The sequence below is a fragment of the Pseudenhygromyxa sp. WMMC2535 genome (genome assembly GCF_011083025.2).
The window spans coordinates 6797154-6811347 of record NZ_JABJWV010000001.1 but is presented as its reverse complement, the minus strand read 5'-3'; the positions used below and the strand labels follow the sequence as shown (position 1 = coordinate 6811347).

Sequence of the window (14194 nt, the reverse complement as noted above, 5' to 3'; positions counted from 1 at the left end):
CGCCCTTTTACGCCCCTCGGCCGGCCGCGCAAAGCTATCCCCGCAGGCGCAGGCGGGCGACCTTGAACACCGCCTCCACGGCGATCTTGCCGGTCATCTTGGAGCTCCCGCGCTCGCGCTCCGCGAACACGATCGGCACCTCGAGCACGCGCAGGCCCGCGCGCACGACCCGGTGCTTGAGCTCGATCTGGAACCCGTAGCCGCGGGTCTCGATCGCCCTGAGGTCGAGGCCCTCGAGGGCTTCGCGGCGAAAGCACAAGAAGCCCGCGGTGGGGTCGCGGATCGGCAGGCCGAGCAGCGTCCGCGCGTAGAGCCCACCGCCCCGAGACAGCAGCTCGCGGTGCCACGGCCAGCCCGAGGTCCCGCCGCCGGGCACGTAGCGGCTGCCGATCGCCAGATCCGCCCCACCCTCGGTGCAGGCCCGCAGCAGCGGATCGAGGTAACGCGGGTCGTGGGAGAAGTCCGCGTCCATCTCGAACACGTGGGTGTAACCGGCGTCGGATGCGAGGGCCCAGGCGAAGCCGTCGAGGTAGGCCTTGCCCAGGCCCTCCTTGCCCCGGCGGTGGAGCACGTGGACGCGCTCGTCCGCCGCCGCGCGGGTGTCGGCGATCTCTCCAGTCCCGTCCGGGCTGGCGTCGTCGATCACCAGCACGTGAAAATTTGGTTGGGCAGCCGAGATCGCGTCGAGGATCGCCTCGAGGTTCTCGCGCTCGTTGTAGGTGGGCAGGCAGATCAGCGGATGGGCCGCTGCGACGGTGTTCGCGGTGCTCACGGGCCCACCATACGAGAAGCCGGGAGACCACGCTCGGCCGGGACCCCTGGAGGTCTCACCACCGGGGCGGACTCCACGCAAGCTCACAAAGAAACGACGATTCGCTCGGTATCGCCCTCCTACACGGGGTTTTGAAGGCTTTGACAGCTAGGGAGGAAAAAGGCGCACGTCGGACGACAGTGTGATAGCGTGCGCAGGTTCACCCGGACGTACGTTTCCTTGCGAAAAATACGCTCCCACTACGCCACCCCCGAGGACTTCGCCGCCGCCGTTCGCGACGAGAACGCCCTCGAAGTGTTCACCACCGACGGGTACGACCCAGGGGAAGAGGTGCTGCTCGAGCTGTCCTTCACCGGCCTCCCCGGGAAGATGATGGTTCGTGCCATCGGCCAGGAATGGCACGCCGCTCGCCCCAGGCTCCGGGTTCGGGCCGGCGGCACCGTGATGTGCGCCGGGACCGAGTGGCGCAAGATCCAGTTCTTGCGCAAGGTGGCCACGGGCGACGTCAAGCTGACCGCGCGCCGTCGTCACGTCCGCCTCCCCGTCCTCGTCGAGATCCGCTGGCGCCTCCGCGGAGAGCGCGACTTCGAGACCGCGGCCCTGTCCGAGATCTCCGAAGGTGGGGCCCTGCTGCTCACCCAGAGCGGCCCCTCCGTCGGCGACGAGGTGATCATCGAGATCACCCCGCCTGGCAGCGCGCGCCCCCTCGAGATCCTCGCCGTCGTCCGTAACGCGGACAACCCCGAAGGCGTCGGTCTCGAGTTCATGGCCCGCGACATGGGTGGCGTGCATCGCCTCCGTGAGGTCATCCGTCGCCTCGTCGAGCAATGAGCGCCCGCCCGCTGGCGCTCACCCTCGCGCTGAGCGTGAGCGGTGTAGTCGCGCTCGGCGCGGGCTGCGGGGATGATCGCGCGGCCGAGGCCGGCGCGCCCCCCCCCGCCGCGGACGCCGACAGCGACGCGCCCCCCGATCTCCCGCCCGTCGAGGATCCCATCGCGGCCGTCCCCGACTGTGGCGCTCTGGCCGAGCGCGCCCGCCACGGAGACGCTGACCTGCTCCTGATGCCGGCGCTGTGCCCGGGGCTCCCCCTGGATCGCGGCCAGCTCAAGACCATCCTCGTCGCCGAGCCCAGCCCCGCGGCCATCGCGGCGATGATCCCCACGCTGGACCCCCACCCCGAGCTCCAGGGCCTCGCGCGCCTGGCGATCCTCGATCGCGCGAGCCAGCCGCTCCCGGCCGAGCTCCCCGATCCCGCCACGGCCCAGCTCACGCCCATCGACGATCGCGTGCTCGCGGCCGTCGCTCTGGCCTACGCCCAGCTCGCGGCCACGCCGGAGCACGGCCCGGCCCAGGGCGTCGACGAGAACCAGCGGACCCGGGCGGCGGCCTTCCTCGCGCGGGTTCACCTCCAGGCCCTGCAGTCCCTCGGCCTGCCTCCGGGCCGCCCCCTGCCCCCTTTCGCGCGCCTGCTCGCGGCCCGCGTCCTCGATCACGGCCGGGCTTTTTGTCGCTTCTACTGGCAGCGACGCGTGGCCGGCCTCGAGCGCGTGTTCGCCGAGATCGAGCTCGCTCTGCTCGAGCTCTCCTTGGACCTCGACGACACCCCCCACGCCGGCGACTCCGCGCTGCTCGCCGTCGAGCGCCAGCAGACCCGCGAGTACCTCGAGCGCAGCGGGCCCACGCAGCGCATCGCCGAGCGCGCCCGCCGTCGACCGGAGGCCCGCGGCCTCGACACGGCCCTGCTCTTGCCCATGAGCCAGGAGGTCGACCGCCTCTTCGACCAGGGCTTCGTGGCCAAGGCCATCGACCGCGCCATCGAGGTCGGCGGCGCGTCCGGGGGCCCTGGCCTCGACGCGGTCGTCGCCCTGCTCACCGAGGATCTGCGCGCGCGAGAGCTCCGCGAGTACGAGCGCGCCCTGTCGCGGGCGGCCGAGCGAGCCCGGCGCAGGCTCCCCCAGTCGCGCCGAGAGGGCAGCGGGGAGCTCCCCCCCGAGCTCCCCGTGGAGTGGCTCGACGCCGGCACCGTGGCGGTCGACGCCCGGGCCTGGCTGGCCATCGCCCACGCGCACGGCCCGGACTTCGCCCGCCGCCACGCCCTCGGCCGTGCATTCGTGCTCCTGCGCGACCGACCCGACGCCGTCCGCGAGCTCCTCGACCGCGGCCCCGAAGATCCGGTGATCACCGGCGAGCGCGCGCTGCTCTTCGCCCTGCTCGACGCCGCCGACGTCGACAGCCTGGTCGCCCTGCGCCTGCGCGTGCTCCATGGCCACCCGGCCGGCTCGTCGAGCGCCGACGCCGACACCCGCGCCCGCCGAAGCTACGCCCTCGCCACGCGCGAGGCGCTGCTCCACCCCCGCTGAGCTCGCTCGGATCCCCGCAGCGCTCGAGACCCCGCAGCGCTCAGAGCTCGAAGGGCCGGCTGTCGCAGGCCGAGCGCTCGATCTCGAGGCGCCCCGCCTCGTCGACGCGAAGCAGGGTGACGCGACCTTTGCCCGCCGGGATCCACCGTCGCCGCGTCTGACCCTGGCGATCCCGCGTGGTCACGCGCAGCAGCCCGCCGCGGACCTCCGGTCCGGCCACGGCGCACTCACCGGGGAGCAGCTCGACGTCCGCGAGCCCGAGGACGTGGCCATAGTCGGGCTCGGCGCGGACGCACAGCCGCGGCGCCGCCCGCCGCTCGCAGGTCCGGGCCGCGTCGACGCGCCAGCCCTCGCGCCCCGCACAGGCGCCCGCAGCCACCAACAGCGAGGCGAGCGCGAGGCCACCGATCGCCGCGGGGAGCCTGGCCGCGGCCGCGCGCGCGAGCTTGTGGCACACTCCGCGACCATGGCCGAGGAGGTCAAGCGCAAGCGCTGGCGAGGGCGCGACATCGCCAAGCGTCGCGGCCTCGCCGAGCTCGGCGCGCTGGTCCGCGAGGTCGTCGACCGCCACGTCCCGCCGGAGCGCCAGCGCCTGTCGCGGCTGCGCAATCTGTGGATCGAGCTGCTCCCGCCCCGCTTCGCGGATCACGTCTGGCCGATGCAGGTCCGTGGTGAGCGCTTGATCGTCCACGTACACGACAGCCAGTGGCTACACGAGATGACCTACTGGCGCCAGGAGCTCCTCGATCGCCTCGGCCAGGCCGCCCCCGATCTCGGCCTGGAGTCGATCGAGGCCTTCGTCGGCCCGCTCCCCCCCATGTCCGAGCGCCGCCCCGAGGCCCCGGAGCCCATCGAGGTCGACCACGAGCCCGTCCTCCCGGAGGAGACCCCCTCCGAGACCCTCGAGGCCCTCGATCAGATCCGCGATGACCGCCTGCGCGAAGCCCTCAAGCAGGCCCGCGTGATGCTCGGAAAACCGCGCTAGCGAGGGAGCCCTATCCATTTCGGCACCGAGAGACAGTGTCAATCGCGCACCCCTCGACCCTCCCGAGTGATCGCCGCTCTAGCCGCCCCCCTCAAGATCTCTTGCCGGGGTCGCGCTCACCAACGCGACAGCCCTGCCCTGGTCCCCGCTCGAAAAACCCTGTGATTCCCCATGGAGCCGCTCTGGAATGGCATTTGCTGGGTAATTCCAGCATGTTGTCGCTCACCAAGGTGTCTCCCCGCCTCGCGCTCTTGGCGCTGGCGACCCTCGCCACCACCGCCTGTGACCCCGACGCCTACGGAGACATCGGCGCCAGCGACCAAGCAGAGAGCTTCTACCAGGGCATGGCCAAGGACACGGAGGGCGGCGCCTTCCGCGTGACACTGTCCACCCGCGAGGGGGGAGCCCTCGTCGCCCAGGAGCCCACCGGGCTGATCGTCCGCGTGGGCTTCCACGATCCCGAGGATCCGAGCGACCCCGGCCAGGGGATCCCCGAGGCCGACCTCCTCCTCGACGCCTGGACCACCCAGGACTCGGCGCGCGCCCCCGATCCCGTCTACATCGGCGACGGGCGCTACCTCTTCGAGGCCTTCGAACTCGAGGAGGGAGGCGTCTGGCACCTCGACCTCGCCATCGCGGTTGGCGCTACCCTCGATGAGTCGGTCCAGTTCAACCTGCTGATCCCCGACGCGTCCTGACCACCGAGGCGCGAAGTCAGCTTCACATCGCAACAGAACAACGTTTGGAGGCCTGAGCACAGCGTCCTACATGTAAGCAAATTTCTGTATTTTTTGTGTTGACGCCCCCGGTGTACTGCGCTTACCTACATAGGTCTTCGCCTGACACGCACCTACATCGAAGCACAAGACTTACACGAGTTTTCTCATGTCCCGCTTCAAGCCCCTCGCCCTCGCCCTCGCCCTCCTCGCCCCCCTCACCGCCTGCGACGGCGCCGACGTCCAGGACGATGTCGAGACCCGCGCGGTGGAGGACTTCAGCGACGGGATGTCGGCAGCGAGTGACATGGGTCTGTTCCGCGTGACCCTCTGGAGCGACTCCGGCTCGCTCGAGGTCGGGCGCAACGACCTGGTGCTCCGCGTGGGCTTCGACAACCCCAACGACCCCTCCCCGCGCGGCAACGCCATCCCCAGCGCCCGCGTGGACCTCGACGCCTGGATGCCCGCGGCCGACCTGGCCATGTCGGCCGAGCCGACGGTCAGCTACCTCGGCGACGGCCAGTACCGCCTCGAGAACGTCCGCCTCGACGCGCCTGGGGTGTGGAACTTCGACTTCGAGATCGCCGTGGGCGAGAACGTCCGCGAGAGCGTCTCGCTGGCCTTCGAGATCGTCGACTGAGTCGGCGCCCCTCGCAAAAACACGCATTCCCCCGCGCCGGGCTTGCCTCGGGCGGGGGTTGCAGCGTTAATGCGCGGCTGTGGACGAGCCCAAGCAGCCCGCCGCCCCCGTCGCCCCCGTCGCCGTCGCCAAGTGGCGCTACGTCGTGCCCAACGCCGTGACCTCGGCGAGCCTGGTCATCGGCCTGATGGTCATGCTCGCGGCCAGCCAAGGTCGCTTCGAAGCCGCGGGCTGGCTGATCGTCGCCTGCGTGCTCCTCGACAAGCTCGACGGCACCTTCGCCCGGCTGCTCGGTGCGACCAGCAAGTTCGGCGTGCAGCTCGACAGCCTCACGGATCTGGTGGTCTTTGGCGTCGCCCCAGCGGCGGTGATCCTGCTGACCATCCAGGGCACCCCCGAGCTCGCCGAGTCGTGGGCGCCGTGGTCCTGGGCGATGTACGCCAGCTTGGCGCTCTTCGTGGTGTGCGCCAACCTCCGCCTGGCCAAGTTCAACGTGATGGCCGAGTCCGGCGGCCCCGCGATCTTCTTTGGCATGCCCACGACCCTGGCCGGCGGCCTGCTCGGGCTGTTCTTGCTGATCGGCCTCCAGTACGAGTTCGACGGCCTGCTGCGCGCGCTGCCGCTGATCGCCCTGCTCTTCGCCGCCATGATGGTCTCCAACCTGCCCCTGCCCAAGGTGGGCAAGCGGGCGAGCACGGCCGGCAACGTGTTCCAGGCCGTGAACCTGGTGCTCTGCTACATCTGCGGCTTCGTGCGCATCTTCCCCGAGTACCTGCTGCTCGTGACCCTGGGCTACGCCGGCGCCGGCTTCATCTGGGGGCTGCTGCACCGCTCGGAGCTGCGCGAGCAGCTCACAGGTGAGGGCGACGAGAGCGAGCTGGCGGCGACCGGAGCCTGAGCCATGACCGACGCGTCCACGATCCTCCAGCGCTTGCGCGAAGAGCCCGAGTCCATCGCGACCCTCGTCACCCTCGGCCTCGACCACCTGCTCGATCGGCCCATGGCCGAGCTCGTCGACGCCAGCGTCGTCGCCCGGGCGATCAGCGAGGGCGTGCGCAGCTCGGCCCGCTCCGACGCCTTCGAGGGCTGGGTCGCCGCCCGCGTCGAGCAGGCCCTGGCCCGCGCCGACAAGCTCCACGGCCCCCTCGCCGAGCGCGTCCCCGTGACCCTGCTCGGCCCGCTCGAGAACGCCCTGCGCCGGCCTTACCAGCCCGATCCCGAGCTCGTCCGGGCGCTCCTCGATCACCCCTCGACCCGGGCGATCCTCCGCGAGCTGCTCCAGGCCAACATCCTCGAGTTCGGCAAGCGCATGCGCGAGATGATGCCGACCACCGGCAAGCTCCCGGGCGGCGCGGGCGGCTTCGCCTCGCGCCTCGCCGGCGTCGCCAAGGGGGTCGCCAGCGCCGTGGGCAACGAGCTCGAAAAGCAGCTCGAGCCCAGGGTCGAGCGCTTCGTCGAGGAGGCCCTCGGCGTGGCCGTGGACATGATGATCGCCCAGGTCGCCTCCGAGGCCTTCGCCCCCGACCTCGCCGCCTGGCGCATCGACGTCCTCCACTCGCTCCTGGGCCAGCCCATCGATCGCCTGATCGCCGAGCGCCACAAGTACCCCGCGGCCGACTTCGCGGCCGACGTCGCCGCGATCCTCCGGGCCCTGTCCGCCTGGCGCGGGCTGACCGACGCCCTCGAGCGCGGCCTCGGGGAGCTGATCCGCGAGCACGGCAGCCAGACCACCCGCGACTTCCTGGACGGCTCGGGCCTCGAGGACGCCTGGCGCCCCGCCCTCCAGCGGGTCCTGGTCGAGCAGGTCCGCGAGGTCGTCGCTGGCGAAGAATTTGCGAGCTGGCTCGTGGGCCTCGTCGACCGCTAGGAGCCCGTGGTGGAACCCAGCGCGGCTCCTCGCGCCGGGATTTTCGCCGAGGGCGCGAAGCCAAAACGCCGCTGTACCGGGCGTACTGCAAGTTTTGGCGACAAAGCCCTCGGCGAAAAGACCAAGCGAGGTGTCGTGTTGGGTTTCACCACGGGCTCCTAGGATCCGATCGGTTTGAGCGTGCGGCCTGGGGATCGTGCTAGCGTCGATCCATGACTCGTGTGCGCGCGAACCTGGGTGTCCACCTCGGAGTCTGGGGAGTGCTGATCACCGCTGCCGCTGGCGGCTGTAGCGACGACATCGTCGTCGCCGAGGACAGCGTCGGCGACCCCTCGACCGAGTCCGAGTCCGAATCGGGGACACAGACGGAGACGGGCAGCGAGGGCGACACCGACACCGACACCGACACGAGCAGCGAGACCGGCAGTCAAAGCTGTGACGCCCCCGCCGAGGAGCTCGACTTCGCCCTCGTCGGCGCGCTCTCACCCGCCGAGGGCTGCGACGACTTCAGCTTCACCGGGCAATTCATCCAGGGCGGCGCAGGCCTCTACTACCTCGACGCCTGCCCCTGCGATAAGCAGTGCCTGATCCCCGATCCCTACACCTTGACCATCGAGCTGCCCGACGCCGCGCCCTACCCCCAGATCCCCGACTGCCCGCAGATCCACTTTCGCCGCGACCCCGACAGCTGCGCCCCCGCCTCGCTGGTGATCGCCGATCTCGACGACGGCGAGCGTCCGCTGTGGCTGGCCGCGCGCGAGGATCAGGCCCCCGAGGACATGCCGGCGCTCACGGTCGCGCCCGTGGATCCCACCGCCTGCCCCGACAAGCAGCAGTTCGCCCTCGAGTTCAGCGCGGACGCGGACAGCACGGTGGTCAGCCAGGGCGAGGCAGGCAGCTTGAGCATCGAGGGCGAGACCTGGTCGATGTACGACTACGCGTCCATGCAGACCGAGGACGGCCCGGTCTTCGCATGGCTGGGCGCCCGCTGAATCAGGCCGCGCTCGCGTCCTCGGCTTCGGCCTGTCGCGCGCGCCAGGCCGCGAGCACCTCGGCCTCGCGCGCGGCCGGCAGCCCGGCCCGCGGCGCCTCGCGGCGCGCCTCGGGCAAGGCTCGCCAGTCCGCCAAGGTGTCGACGAAGGTCTCGGCCAGCGGGCGGTGGCGCAGGCCCGCGGCCACGGCCGCCGAGCCGTCGACGCTGCCCAGCCCGCCGAATTCGGGGTCCTCGGGCGGCACCCAGACCGTCATCTCGACCCAGGGCGCGACCTCCTGCTCGGCCAGGAAGGGCGCCGGCACCCACACGAAGCTCGCCGAGCTGCCCAGGGCCTCGGCGCCCACGCGCAGCATCTCGCCCACGCCCAGGCGCTCGGCCGGGCCGACGGCGTTGTAGGTCGAAAAGTCGCGGGCCTCGAGGCAGTGGACCATGAAGGCCGCGAGATCGCGGGCGTCGATCAGCTGGACGGGATCCTCGGGTCGCCCGGGGGCCATGACCTCGCCGCCCCGAGCCAGGCGCACCGGCCAGTAGGTGAAGCGGTCCGTCGGGTCGCCCGGGCCGACGATCAGCCCCGGGCGGATCACCGTGGTCCGCCCGGGCATCTGGTCCTCGGCGGCCTGCTCACACAGGGCCTTGAGCGGGCCGTAGAACTGCGCGACGTCGTCGTTGCCCGGCTCCGGGTGGGGCGCGACCGGATCCCCGACTGTCAGCCCCGCCTGGCCCTGATCCCGGTAGACGGAGACGCTCGACACGAACAGGTACTGCCCGCTGTCCGCGAGCAGCCCGGCCGTGGCCGCGACGTTTTGAGGCAGGTAACCCGAGGTGTCGACGACGGCGTCGAAGCGCCGCCCCTCGAGGGCCTGAAGGTCTCCGGCGCGCCGATCCCCGCGCAGCTTCTCGAGCTCGGGGAAGAGGTGGGGGTTGGTCTTTCCGCGGTTGAAGAGCGTTACCCGGTGCCCACGCGCGAGGGCCTCACGGACGAAGTGCGGGCCCAAAAAGCCGGTCCCGCCGAGGATCAGCACGTGCATCCCCTCCCCCGACTCACCGGGCTGCGATGGCGTGGGCGCGGATTCGGGCGTGCTCGAGGCCTCTTCGTCCCTCCGGCAGCCCAGCGTCGCGCTCGCCAGCGCCACGCCCAGACCCGAGACCACCGCACGTCGTGACAAACGCATGGCTCGAAGACCCACCGCCGCCGAGGAGAGTTTCGAAGCGAACACGCGAAGCACCCCGGCGCGACTTTGGGTCCGAGTGCGTCGATGCCCGAGCCCTCCGACCGCGACCGCGGCCCGCTCCGCCGCCTCGCCGAGCTGCGCCCCGGTGAAGGTCGCCGCGTCGCCCTCGCGGCGCTGTGGTTTTGCTGCCTGCTGACCTGCAACTACACCCTCCGGCCGCTGCGCGACGCCATGGGTGTGGCCGGCGGGGTCGACTCGCTGCACTGGCTATTCACCGCCACCTTCGTGGCCATGCTCGCCATCGTGCCCCTCTACGGCCTGGCCGTGGCCAAGCTCGGTCGCGCTCGCCTGGTTCGCGCGGTCCACCACAGCTTCGCCCTCCAGCTGCTGGTGTTTTGGGCCGTGATGCAGGGCGTGTTTGGTGACGGCCCAGCGCTCCAGCTGTGGACGGCCCGGGTGTTCTTCGTGTGGAGCTCGGTCTTCAACCTGTTCGTGATCTCCTTGTTCTGGTCGGTGATGACCGACCTGTTCTCGCGCACCGACGCCGGCCGACTCTTTGGCCTGATCTCCGTGGGCGGGACCGTGGGCGCGATCGCGGGGCCCAGCTTGGGCCTGGGCCTGAGCCTCGGCGTGGGCACGGCCTGGCTGGCCATGGTCGGCGTCGCCCTGCTCGAGCTCGCGCTGTGGTGCATGCGAGGCGTCTCCCGAGCCGAGGGCGAGGCGCCCTCCCGCAACGACCACGAACACGACCTCGACCACGAACACGAACACGATCCCGAGCGCCCCTTGGGCGGCAGCCCCTTCGCCGCGATCCCCGAGCTGCTGCGCTCTCCCACGCTCCTGGGCATCTGCGCCTTCATCTTGCTGCTGACCAGCTGCTCGACCCTGCTCTACTTCATCCAGGCGCGGATCATCGCCCTGGAATTCCACGACCACGACAGCCGCGCGGCCGTGTTTGCGGCCATGGATCTCGGGGTCAACGCCCTGACCTTGATCACCCAGGCCATGCTCACCGGTCGGCTGATCCGCCGCCTGGGCCTGGCCTGGGTGCTCGCCGCGATCCCCTTGCTGTGCGCCCTGGGCTTCGCCGCCCTCGCCCTCGCCCCGGTCCTCGCCGCGCTGATCGCCGTGCAGCTGCTGCGCCGCGCGGGCAACTACGCCCTGACCCGGCCCGCCCGCGAGGTGCTCTATACGGCCATCGATCGCCCCTCGCGATACAAGGCCAAGAGCTTCATCGACACCGTGGTCTACCGAGGCGGCGACGCGCTCACGGGCTGGGCCTTCGCCGGGCTCGAGGGCTTGGGCTTGGGCCTGGGGGCCATCGCGACGATCGGTGTCCCGCTCGCGGGGCTGTGGGCGATCGTCGCCTGGGGCCTGGGACGCCACTCCAGCGCCCAGCGAGACTCTGCCCTGATCCCCGATGATCCCTGACGATCCCTCGAGCTCGAGATCAGAGCTGCACGCTGACCACGAAGGCCCCGCGCAGGTCGCCCGCCGCGAAGCCCGTCGCCTCGTCCTCGGGGTAGCGCGCGTCGAGCTGCTCGCGGACCTCGGGCAGCAACGAGTCCCGCGCGCCGTGGCAGCCCAGGCAGGGCGCGCCCATGGGGATCGCCCGCATGTAGTGGAGCTCCCGCCCGCCCTCGCCGTCCACGACCTCGTGCCACTCGACCTTGGCCATGGCCTCGGGGTCGCCCGCGACCGCGGCGAAGCCAGGCTCGAGGGCAGCGAGGCCGCGCGCTTGCCACTCGTTGGCGGCATTGTCCGGGTTGCGGACCCGCGCCGCCGTGCGCCCGACCTGCCAGCCGTCTGCAGATAGCTCCGTGGCGATCTTCGGCGCCTCGAGCTGGCAGACCTCGATGGCCGTGGCCGGGCCGTCGGCCGAGAGCGCGGCCATGAGCTTGGCCTTGAGCTGCTTGCCGAGGGCCCCGGACAGCTCGCGGCTCTTGGCGAGGGCGCCGTCGAGCTCGGCGTCGCCCGGCGCGTCCGCCTGCTCGCCCTGGGCGTCCGCCTTCGTCGGCGTTTGTCCCGCCTCGCGCTGCGCCGCCTCGGGGGCCTCGTTGCCCGCGGCGGCCTCGGGCTTGGCTCCGCCGCAGCCCAGCCCCGCGCCAAGTATCAACATCAATGCAACTGTTCCAACACTCGATTTGCGGCCAGGGGGCATGGTGAGCCGATCCTGACCCCATCTGGGTATGGCGACCACCCCCGCGCCCCGAAACATCTGCGTCACGGCGGCCGGTCAAACTACAATCCTCGCCCACCGCGTCATGACCAAGGAGCAGCAGCAGGCCATCGCCAGGACCCACGCCCTGGGCGTCGCGGGGAACGTTGGCCTGGCCGCGCTCAAGCTGGTCGTGGGCACGCTCGCGGGCTCCCCCGCCCTGCTCGCCGACGGCATCCACTCGCTCAGCGACGTGTTGATGACGACCGGCGCGTGGACCGGCTGGCGCTGGTCCGCCCGCCCCCGCGACGCAGACCACCACTACGGCCACGGAAACGGCGAGGCGCTGACGGCCCTGATCATCGGCCTGGTCGTGCTCGTGGCGGGCGTGGGGCTGATCTGGGCGAGCCTGCGCGGCGAGAGCCAGGTCGGCCGCGACCTCCTGAGCGTGCTGGCGGTCGCCGTCGAACTCGTCGGCATGATGATCAAGCTCGGCCTCGCGCGGATCACCGCCCGGCGCGGGCGCGAGCTCGACAGCCCGATCCTCGTCGCCGTCGCCAGGGACCACCGCGCCGACGTGCTGAGCTCGGGGCTGCTCATGCTCGCGATCATCGGGGCGATCTTCGGCCTGCGCTGGCTCGAGCCCGCCGCGGCCGTGGTCGTCGGCCTGCTGATCCTCCGCGACGGGCTGCGCAGCGTCCGAGACGGCCTCGACGTGCTCATGGACCGCGCCCCTGACTCGGCCCTGACCGCACGCATCGCCGCGCTCGCCCGCGCCGTCGAGGGGGTCGAGGCCCTCGACGACCTCCGCGTTCACCCCCTGGGCACACACCTGCGCGTCGACATGGAGATCGCCGTCCGCGGGGAGCTGCGCGTCGACGTCGGCCACCAGATCGCCCACGCGGTCGAGGACTCGGTGCGCTCCGCCTGCCCCGAGGTCCACGAGGTCGCCGTGCACGTCAACCCCGCCCGCCCGCGCGCCGACGAGCAGCCGGAGGCCCAGCCGTGAGCGACTGGCCGCTCGCCCTGCGCCTCGGCGTCGAGCTCGGGGTCGTGGCCTACGTGATCTTCGCGGTCGTGACCATCGTGCTCGAGCGCCGCCGGCCCACGGCCACGATCGCGTGGATCTTGGTGCTGGTCTTGATGCCCGTGGTCGGGCTCGTGGCCTACCTGCTGATCGGCCGACGCAAGGCCAGGCGCAGCCGCAGGAGCCGTCGTCGCCGCCCGCTCAAGCCGACGGAGGCGACCGCGGCCATCGCCAACCTCGAGCGCAGCCCCGCGTGGGCGACCCCGGTGGTCCGCGGGCTGCTGAAGATCGCCATGCACCGCGCCAACGAGCCGGTCCGCCACGCCGACAGCGTCGAGATCCTCCCCTACCCGCAGCAGGCCTTCCTCGCCATGGAGGCGGCCATCGCCGCGGCCGAGCACCGCATCCACATCCAGTTCTACATCTGGCGCGGCGACGAGACCGGCCGGCGGATGATCGCGCTGCTGCGCGAGCGCGCCGCCGCGGGGGTCGAGGTCCGCCTGCTCTACGACGACATCGGCTCCCTGGCCACGCCCCTGGCTCACTTCGCGCCGCTCGAGCAGGCCGGCGGCGCGGTCGCCCGCTTCGGCGCTCTGCGCCTGCGCGTCGCTCGGCCGCACGGGCGCATCGACTTTCGCAACCACCGCAAGCTGCTGTGCATCGACGGGCGCGTGGGCTTCACCGGGGGCCTCAACGTCGGCGACGAGTACAGGGGCACGACGCGCAGCGGCAAGGTCTGGAACGACCTGCTCGTGCGCATGACCGGCGACGCGGTCCTCGGCCTCGAGGCGGTGTTCATCGAGGACTGGCTGGCGACCACCGGCGAGCTCGTCGAGCTGCGCCAGGGCCTGCCCGGCGGGGACGCGGCGACCTCGATGCGCGAGCGCCCGAGCACCCCACCCGAGTCCAGCGGGCCGCTCGTGCAGATCATCTCCAGCGGCCCCGATCAGCACCCCACCCGCGGGGACCACAGCGCCTCGGTGATCGCCGCCAGCTTCCTCGCCGCGATCGGCTCGGCGACCCAGCGGATCTGGATCGTCACGCCCTACTTCATCCCCGACGCCCCCCTCGACACCCTGCTCCAGACCGCCGCGATGCGCGGGGTCGATGTGCGCGTGCTCGTGCCCAGCCCGCACGAGAACGACAGCCGCTTCGTCGGCATGGCCGCGCGCAGCTACTACGACGACCTGCTCGCCGCTGGCTGCAAGATCTACGAGTACGCCCCCGGCATGCTCCACGCCAAGTACATGGTCATCGACGAGACCATCGCCGTGATCGGCTCGGCCAACATGGACGTGCGCAGCCTCTACCTCAACTACGAGGTCACGGCCTTCTTCTTCGACCCGCGGGTGACCACCGACCTCGCCGCCGTGTTCGAGGAGGACCTGCGCGCCGGAGAGCTCGTCCGCCCCGAAGATCGGGCCGAGATCGGGCTGTTCGCGCGCTTTGTCGAGGGCACCGCGCGCATCGTCTCCCCGCTGCTCTGAGCGGTCACACCGAGGG

At 71.6% G+C, this 14194-nt stretch carries 15 protein-coding genes; 11 read left to right on the top strand and 4 right to left on the bottom strand.

Annotated features, from left to right (window positions below; genetic code table 11):
- Positions 1–34: 34 nt before the first annotated feature.
- Complete coding sequence (locus tag G6O69_RS26450) at positions 35–772, bottom strand: polyprenol monophosphomannose synthase (RefSeq protein ID WP_172306283.1); 738 nt, start codon at positions 770–772, stop codon at positions 35–37.
- 219 nt (positions 773–991) lie between these two features.
- On the opposite strand from G6O69_RS26450, the gene G6O69_RS26445 reads away from it, so the two are divergent.
- Together G6O69_RS26445 and G6O69_RS26440 are read left to right on the top strand one after the other, a co-directional pair.
- Positions 992–1603, top strand: a complete 612-nt coding sequence (locus tag G6O69_RS26445; RefSeq protein ID WP_172306282.1) for a PilZ domain-containing protein — start codon at positions 992–994, stop codon at positions 1601–1603.
- Positions 1600–3132, top strand: a complete 1533-nt coding sequence (locus G6O69_RS26440) for a hypothetical protein (RefSeq protein ID WP_172306281.1) — start codon at positions 1600–1602, stop codon at positions 3130–3132. The genes G6O69_RS26445 and G6O69_RS26440 overlap by 4 nt, the downstream gene beginning before the upstream one ends.
- A gap of 40 nt (positions 3133–3172) precedes the next feature.
- On the opposite strand, the gene G6O69_RS26435 is transcribed toward G6O69_RS26440, so the two are convergent.
- Positions 3173–3589: a hypothetical protein gene (locus G6O69_RS26435; RefSeq protein ID WP_172306280.1), complete on the bottom strand. Its 417-nt coding sequence runs from the start codon at positions 3587–3589 to the stop codon at positions 3173–3175.
- A gap of 9 nt (positions 3590–3598) precedes the next feature.
- Here G6O69_RS26435 and G6O69_RS26430 point away from each other — a divergent pair, with 9 nt between their 5' ends.
- The 6 genes from G6O69_RS26430 (at position 3599) to G6O69_RS26405 (ending at position 8332) form a co-directional block, all read left to right on the top strand.
- Entirely contained in the window at positions 3599–4117 is a 519-nt protein-coding gene (locus G6O69_RS26430; RefSeq protein WP_172306279.1) for a DUF721 domain-containing protein, read from the top strand.
- Between the two features lie 215 nt (positions 4118–4332).
- On the top strand, positions 4333–4815 hold the full coding sequence (locus G6O69_RS26425) for a hypothetical protein (protein ID WP_217909913.1): 483 nt from the start codon (positions 4333–4335) through the stop codon (positions 4813–4815).
- 187 nt (positions 4816–5002) lie between these two features.
- Entirely contained in the window at positions 5003–5473 is a 471-nt protein-coding gene (locus G6O69_RS26420; protein WP_172306277.1) for a FixH family protein, read from the top strand.
- A gap of 79 nt (positions 5474–5552) precedes the next feature.
- The gene (locus G6O69_RS26415) at positions 5553–6371 is read left to right on the top strand and encodes a CDP-alcohol phosphatidyltransferase family protein (protein ID WP_172306276.1); all 819 of its coding nucleotides are present in this window, start codon (positions 5553–5555) and stop codon (positions 6369–6371) included.
- A gap of 3 nt (positions 6372–6374) precedes the next feature.
- On the top strand, positions 6375–7340 hold the full coding sequence (locus tag G6O69_RS26410; RefSeq protein WP_172306275.1) for a hypothetical protein: 966 nt from the start codon (positions 6375–6377) through the stop codon (positions 7338–7340).
- A gap of 212 nt (positions 7341–7552) precedes the next feature.
- Positions 7553–8332 (top strand): hypothetical protein, encoded by a 780-nt coding sequence (locus G6O69_RS26405; RefSeq protein WP_172306274.1) that lies wholly within the window; start codon positions 7553–7555, stop codon positions 8330–8332.
- Position 8333: 1 nt separating this feature from the next.
- Here the strand turns inward: G6O69_RS26405 and G6O69_RS26400 are convergent, their stop codons facing one another.
- A complete protein-coding gene (locus G6O69_RS26400; protein WP_172306273.1) occupies positions 8334–9506 on the bottom strand; it encodes an NAD-dependent epimerase/dehydratase family protein in 1173 nt (390 codons plus the stop codon).
- Between the two features lie 84 nt (positions 9507–9590).
- Here G6O69_RS26400 and G6O69_RS26395 point away from each other — a divergent pair, with 84 nt between their 5' ends.
- The gene (locus G6O69_RS26395; RefSeq protein WP_172306272.1) at positions 9591–10937 is read left to right on the top strand and encodes an MFS transporter; all 1347 of its coding nucleotides are present in this window, start codon (positions 9591–9593) and stop codon (positions 10935–10937) included.
- A 19-nt stretch (positions 10938–10956) separates the two neighbouring features.
- Here the strand turns inward: G6O69_RS26395 and G6O69_RS26390 are convergent, their stop codons facing one another.
- Positions 10957–11625 carry a DUF3365 domain-containing protein gene (locus G6O69_RS26390; RefSeq protein WP_172306271.1) on the bottom strand — a complete coding sequence of 223 codons (669 nt, stop codon included), beginning with the start codon at positions 11623–11625 and terminating at the stop codon, positions 10957–10959.
- A gap of 70 nt (positions 11626–11695) precedes the next feature.
- Here G6O69_RS26390 and G6O69_RS26385 point away from each other — a divergent pair, with 70 nt between their 5' ends.
- Both G6O69_RS26385 and cls read left to right on the top strand, forming a co-directional pair.
- Complete coding sequence (locus G6O69_RS26385) at positions 11696–12673, top strand: cation diffusion facilitator family transporter (RefSeq protein ID WP_172306270.1); 978 nt, start codon at positions 11696–11698, stop codon at positions 12671–12673.
- Positions 12670–14178, top strand: coding sequence for a cardiolipin synthase (gene cls / locus G6O69_RS26380; protein ID WP_172306269.1), 1509 nt, complete (start codon positions 12670–12672; stop codon positions 14176–14178). Before G6O69_RS26385 ends, cls begins: the two co-directional genes overlap by 4 nt.
- Positions 14179–14194 lie beyond the last annotated feature (16 nt).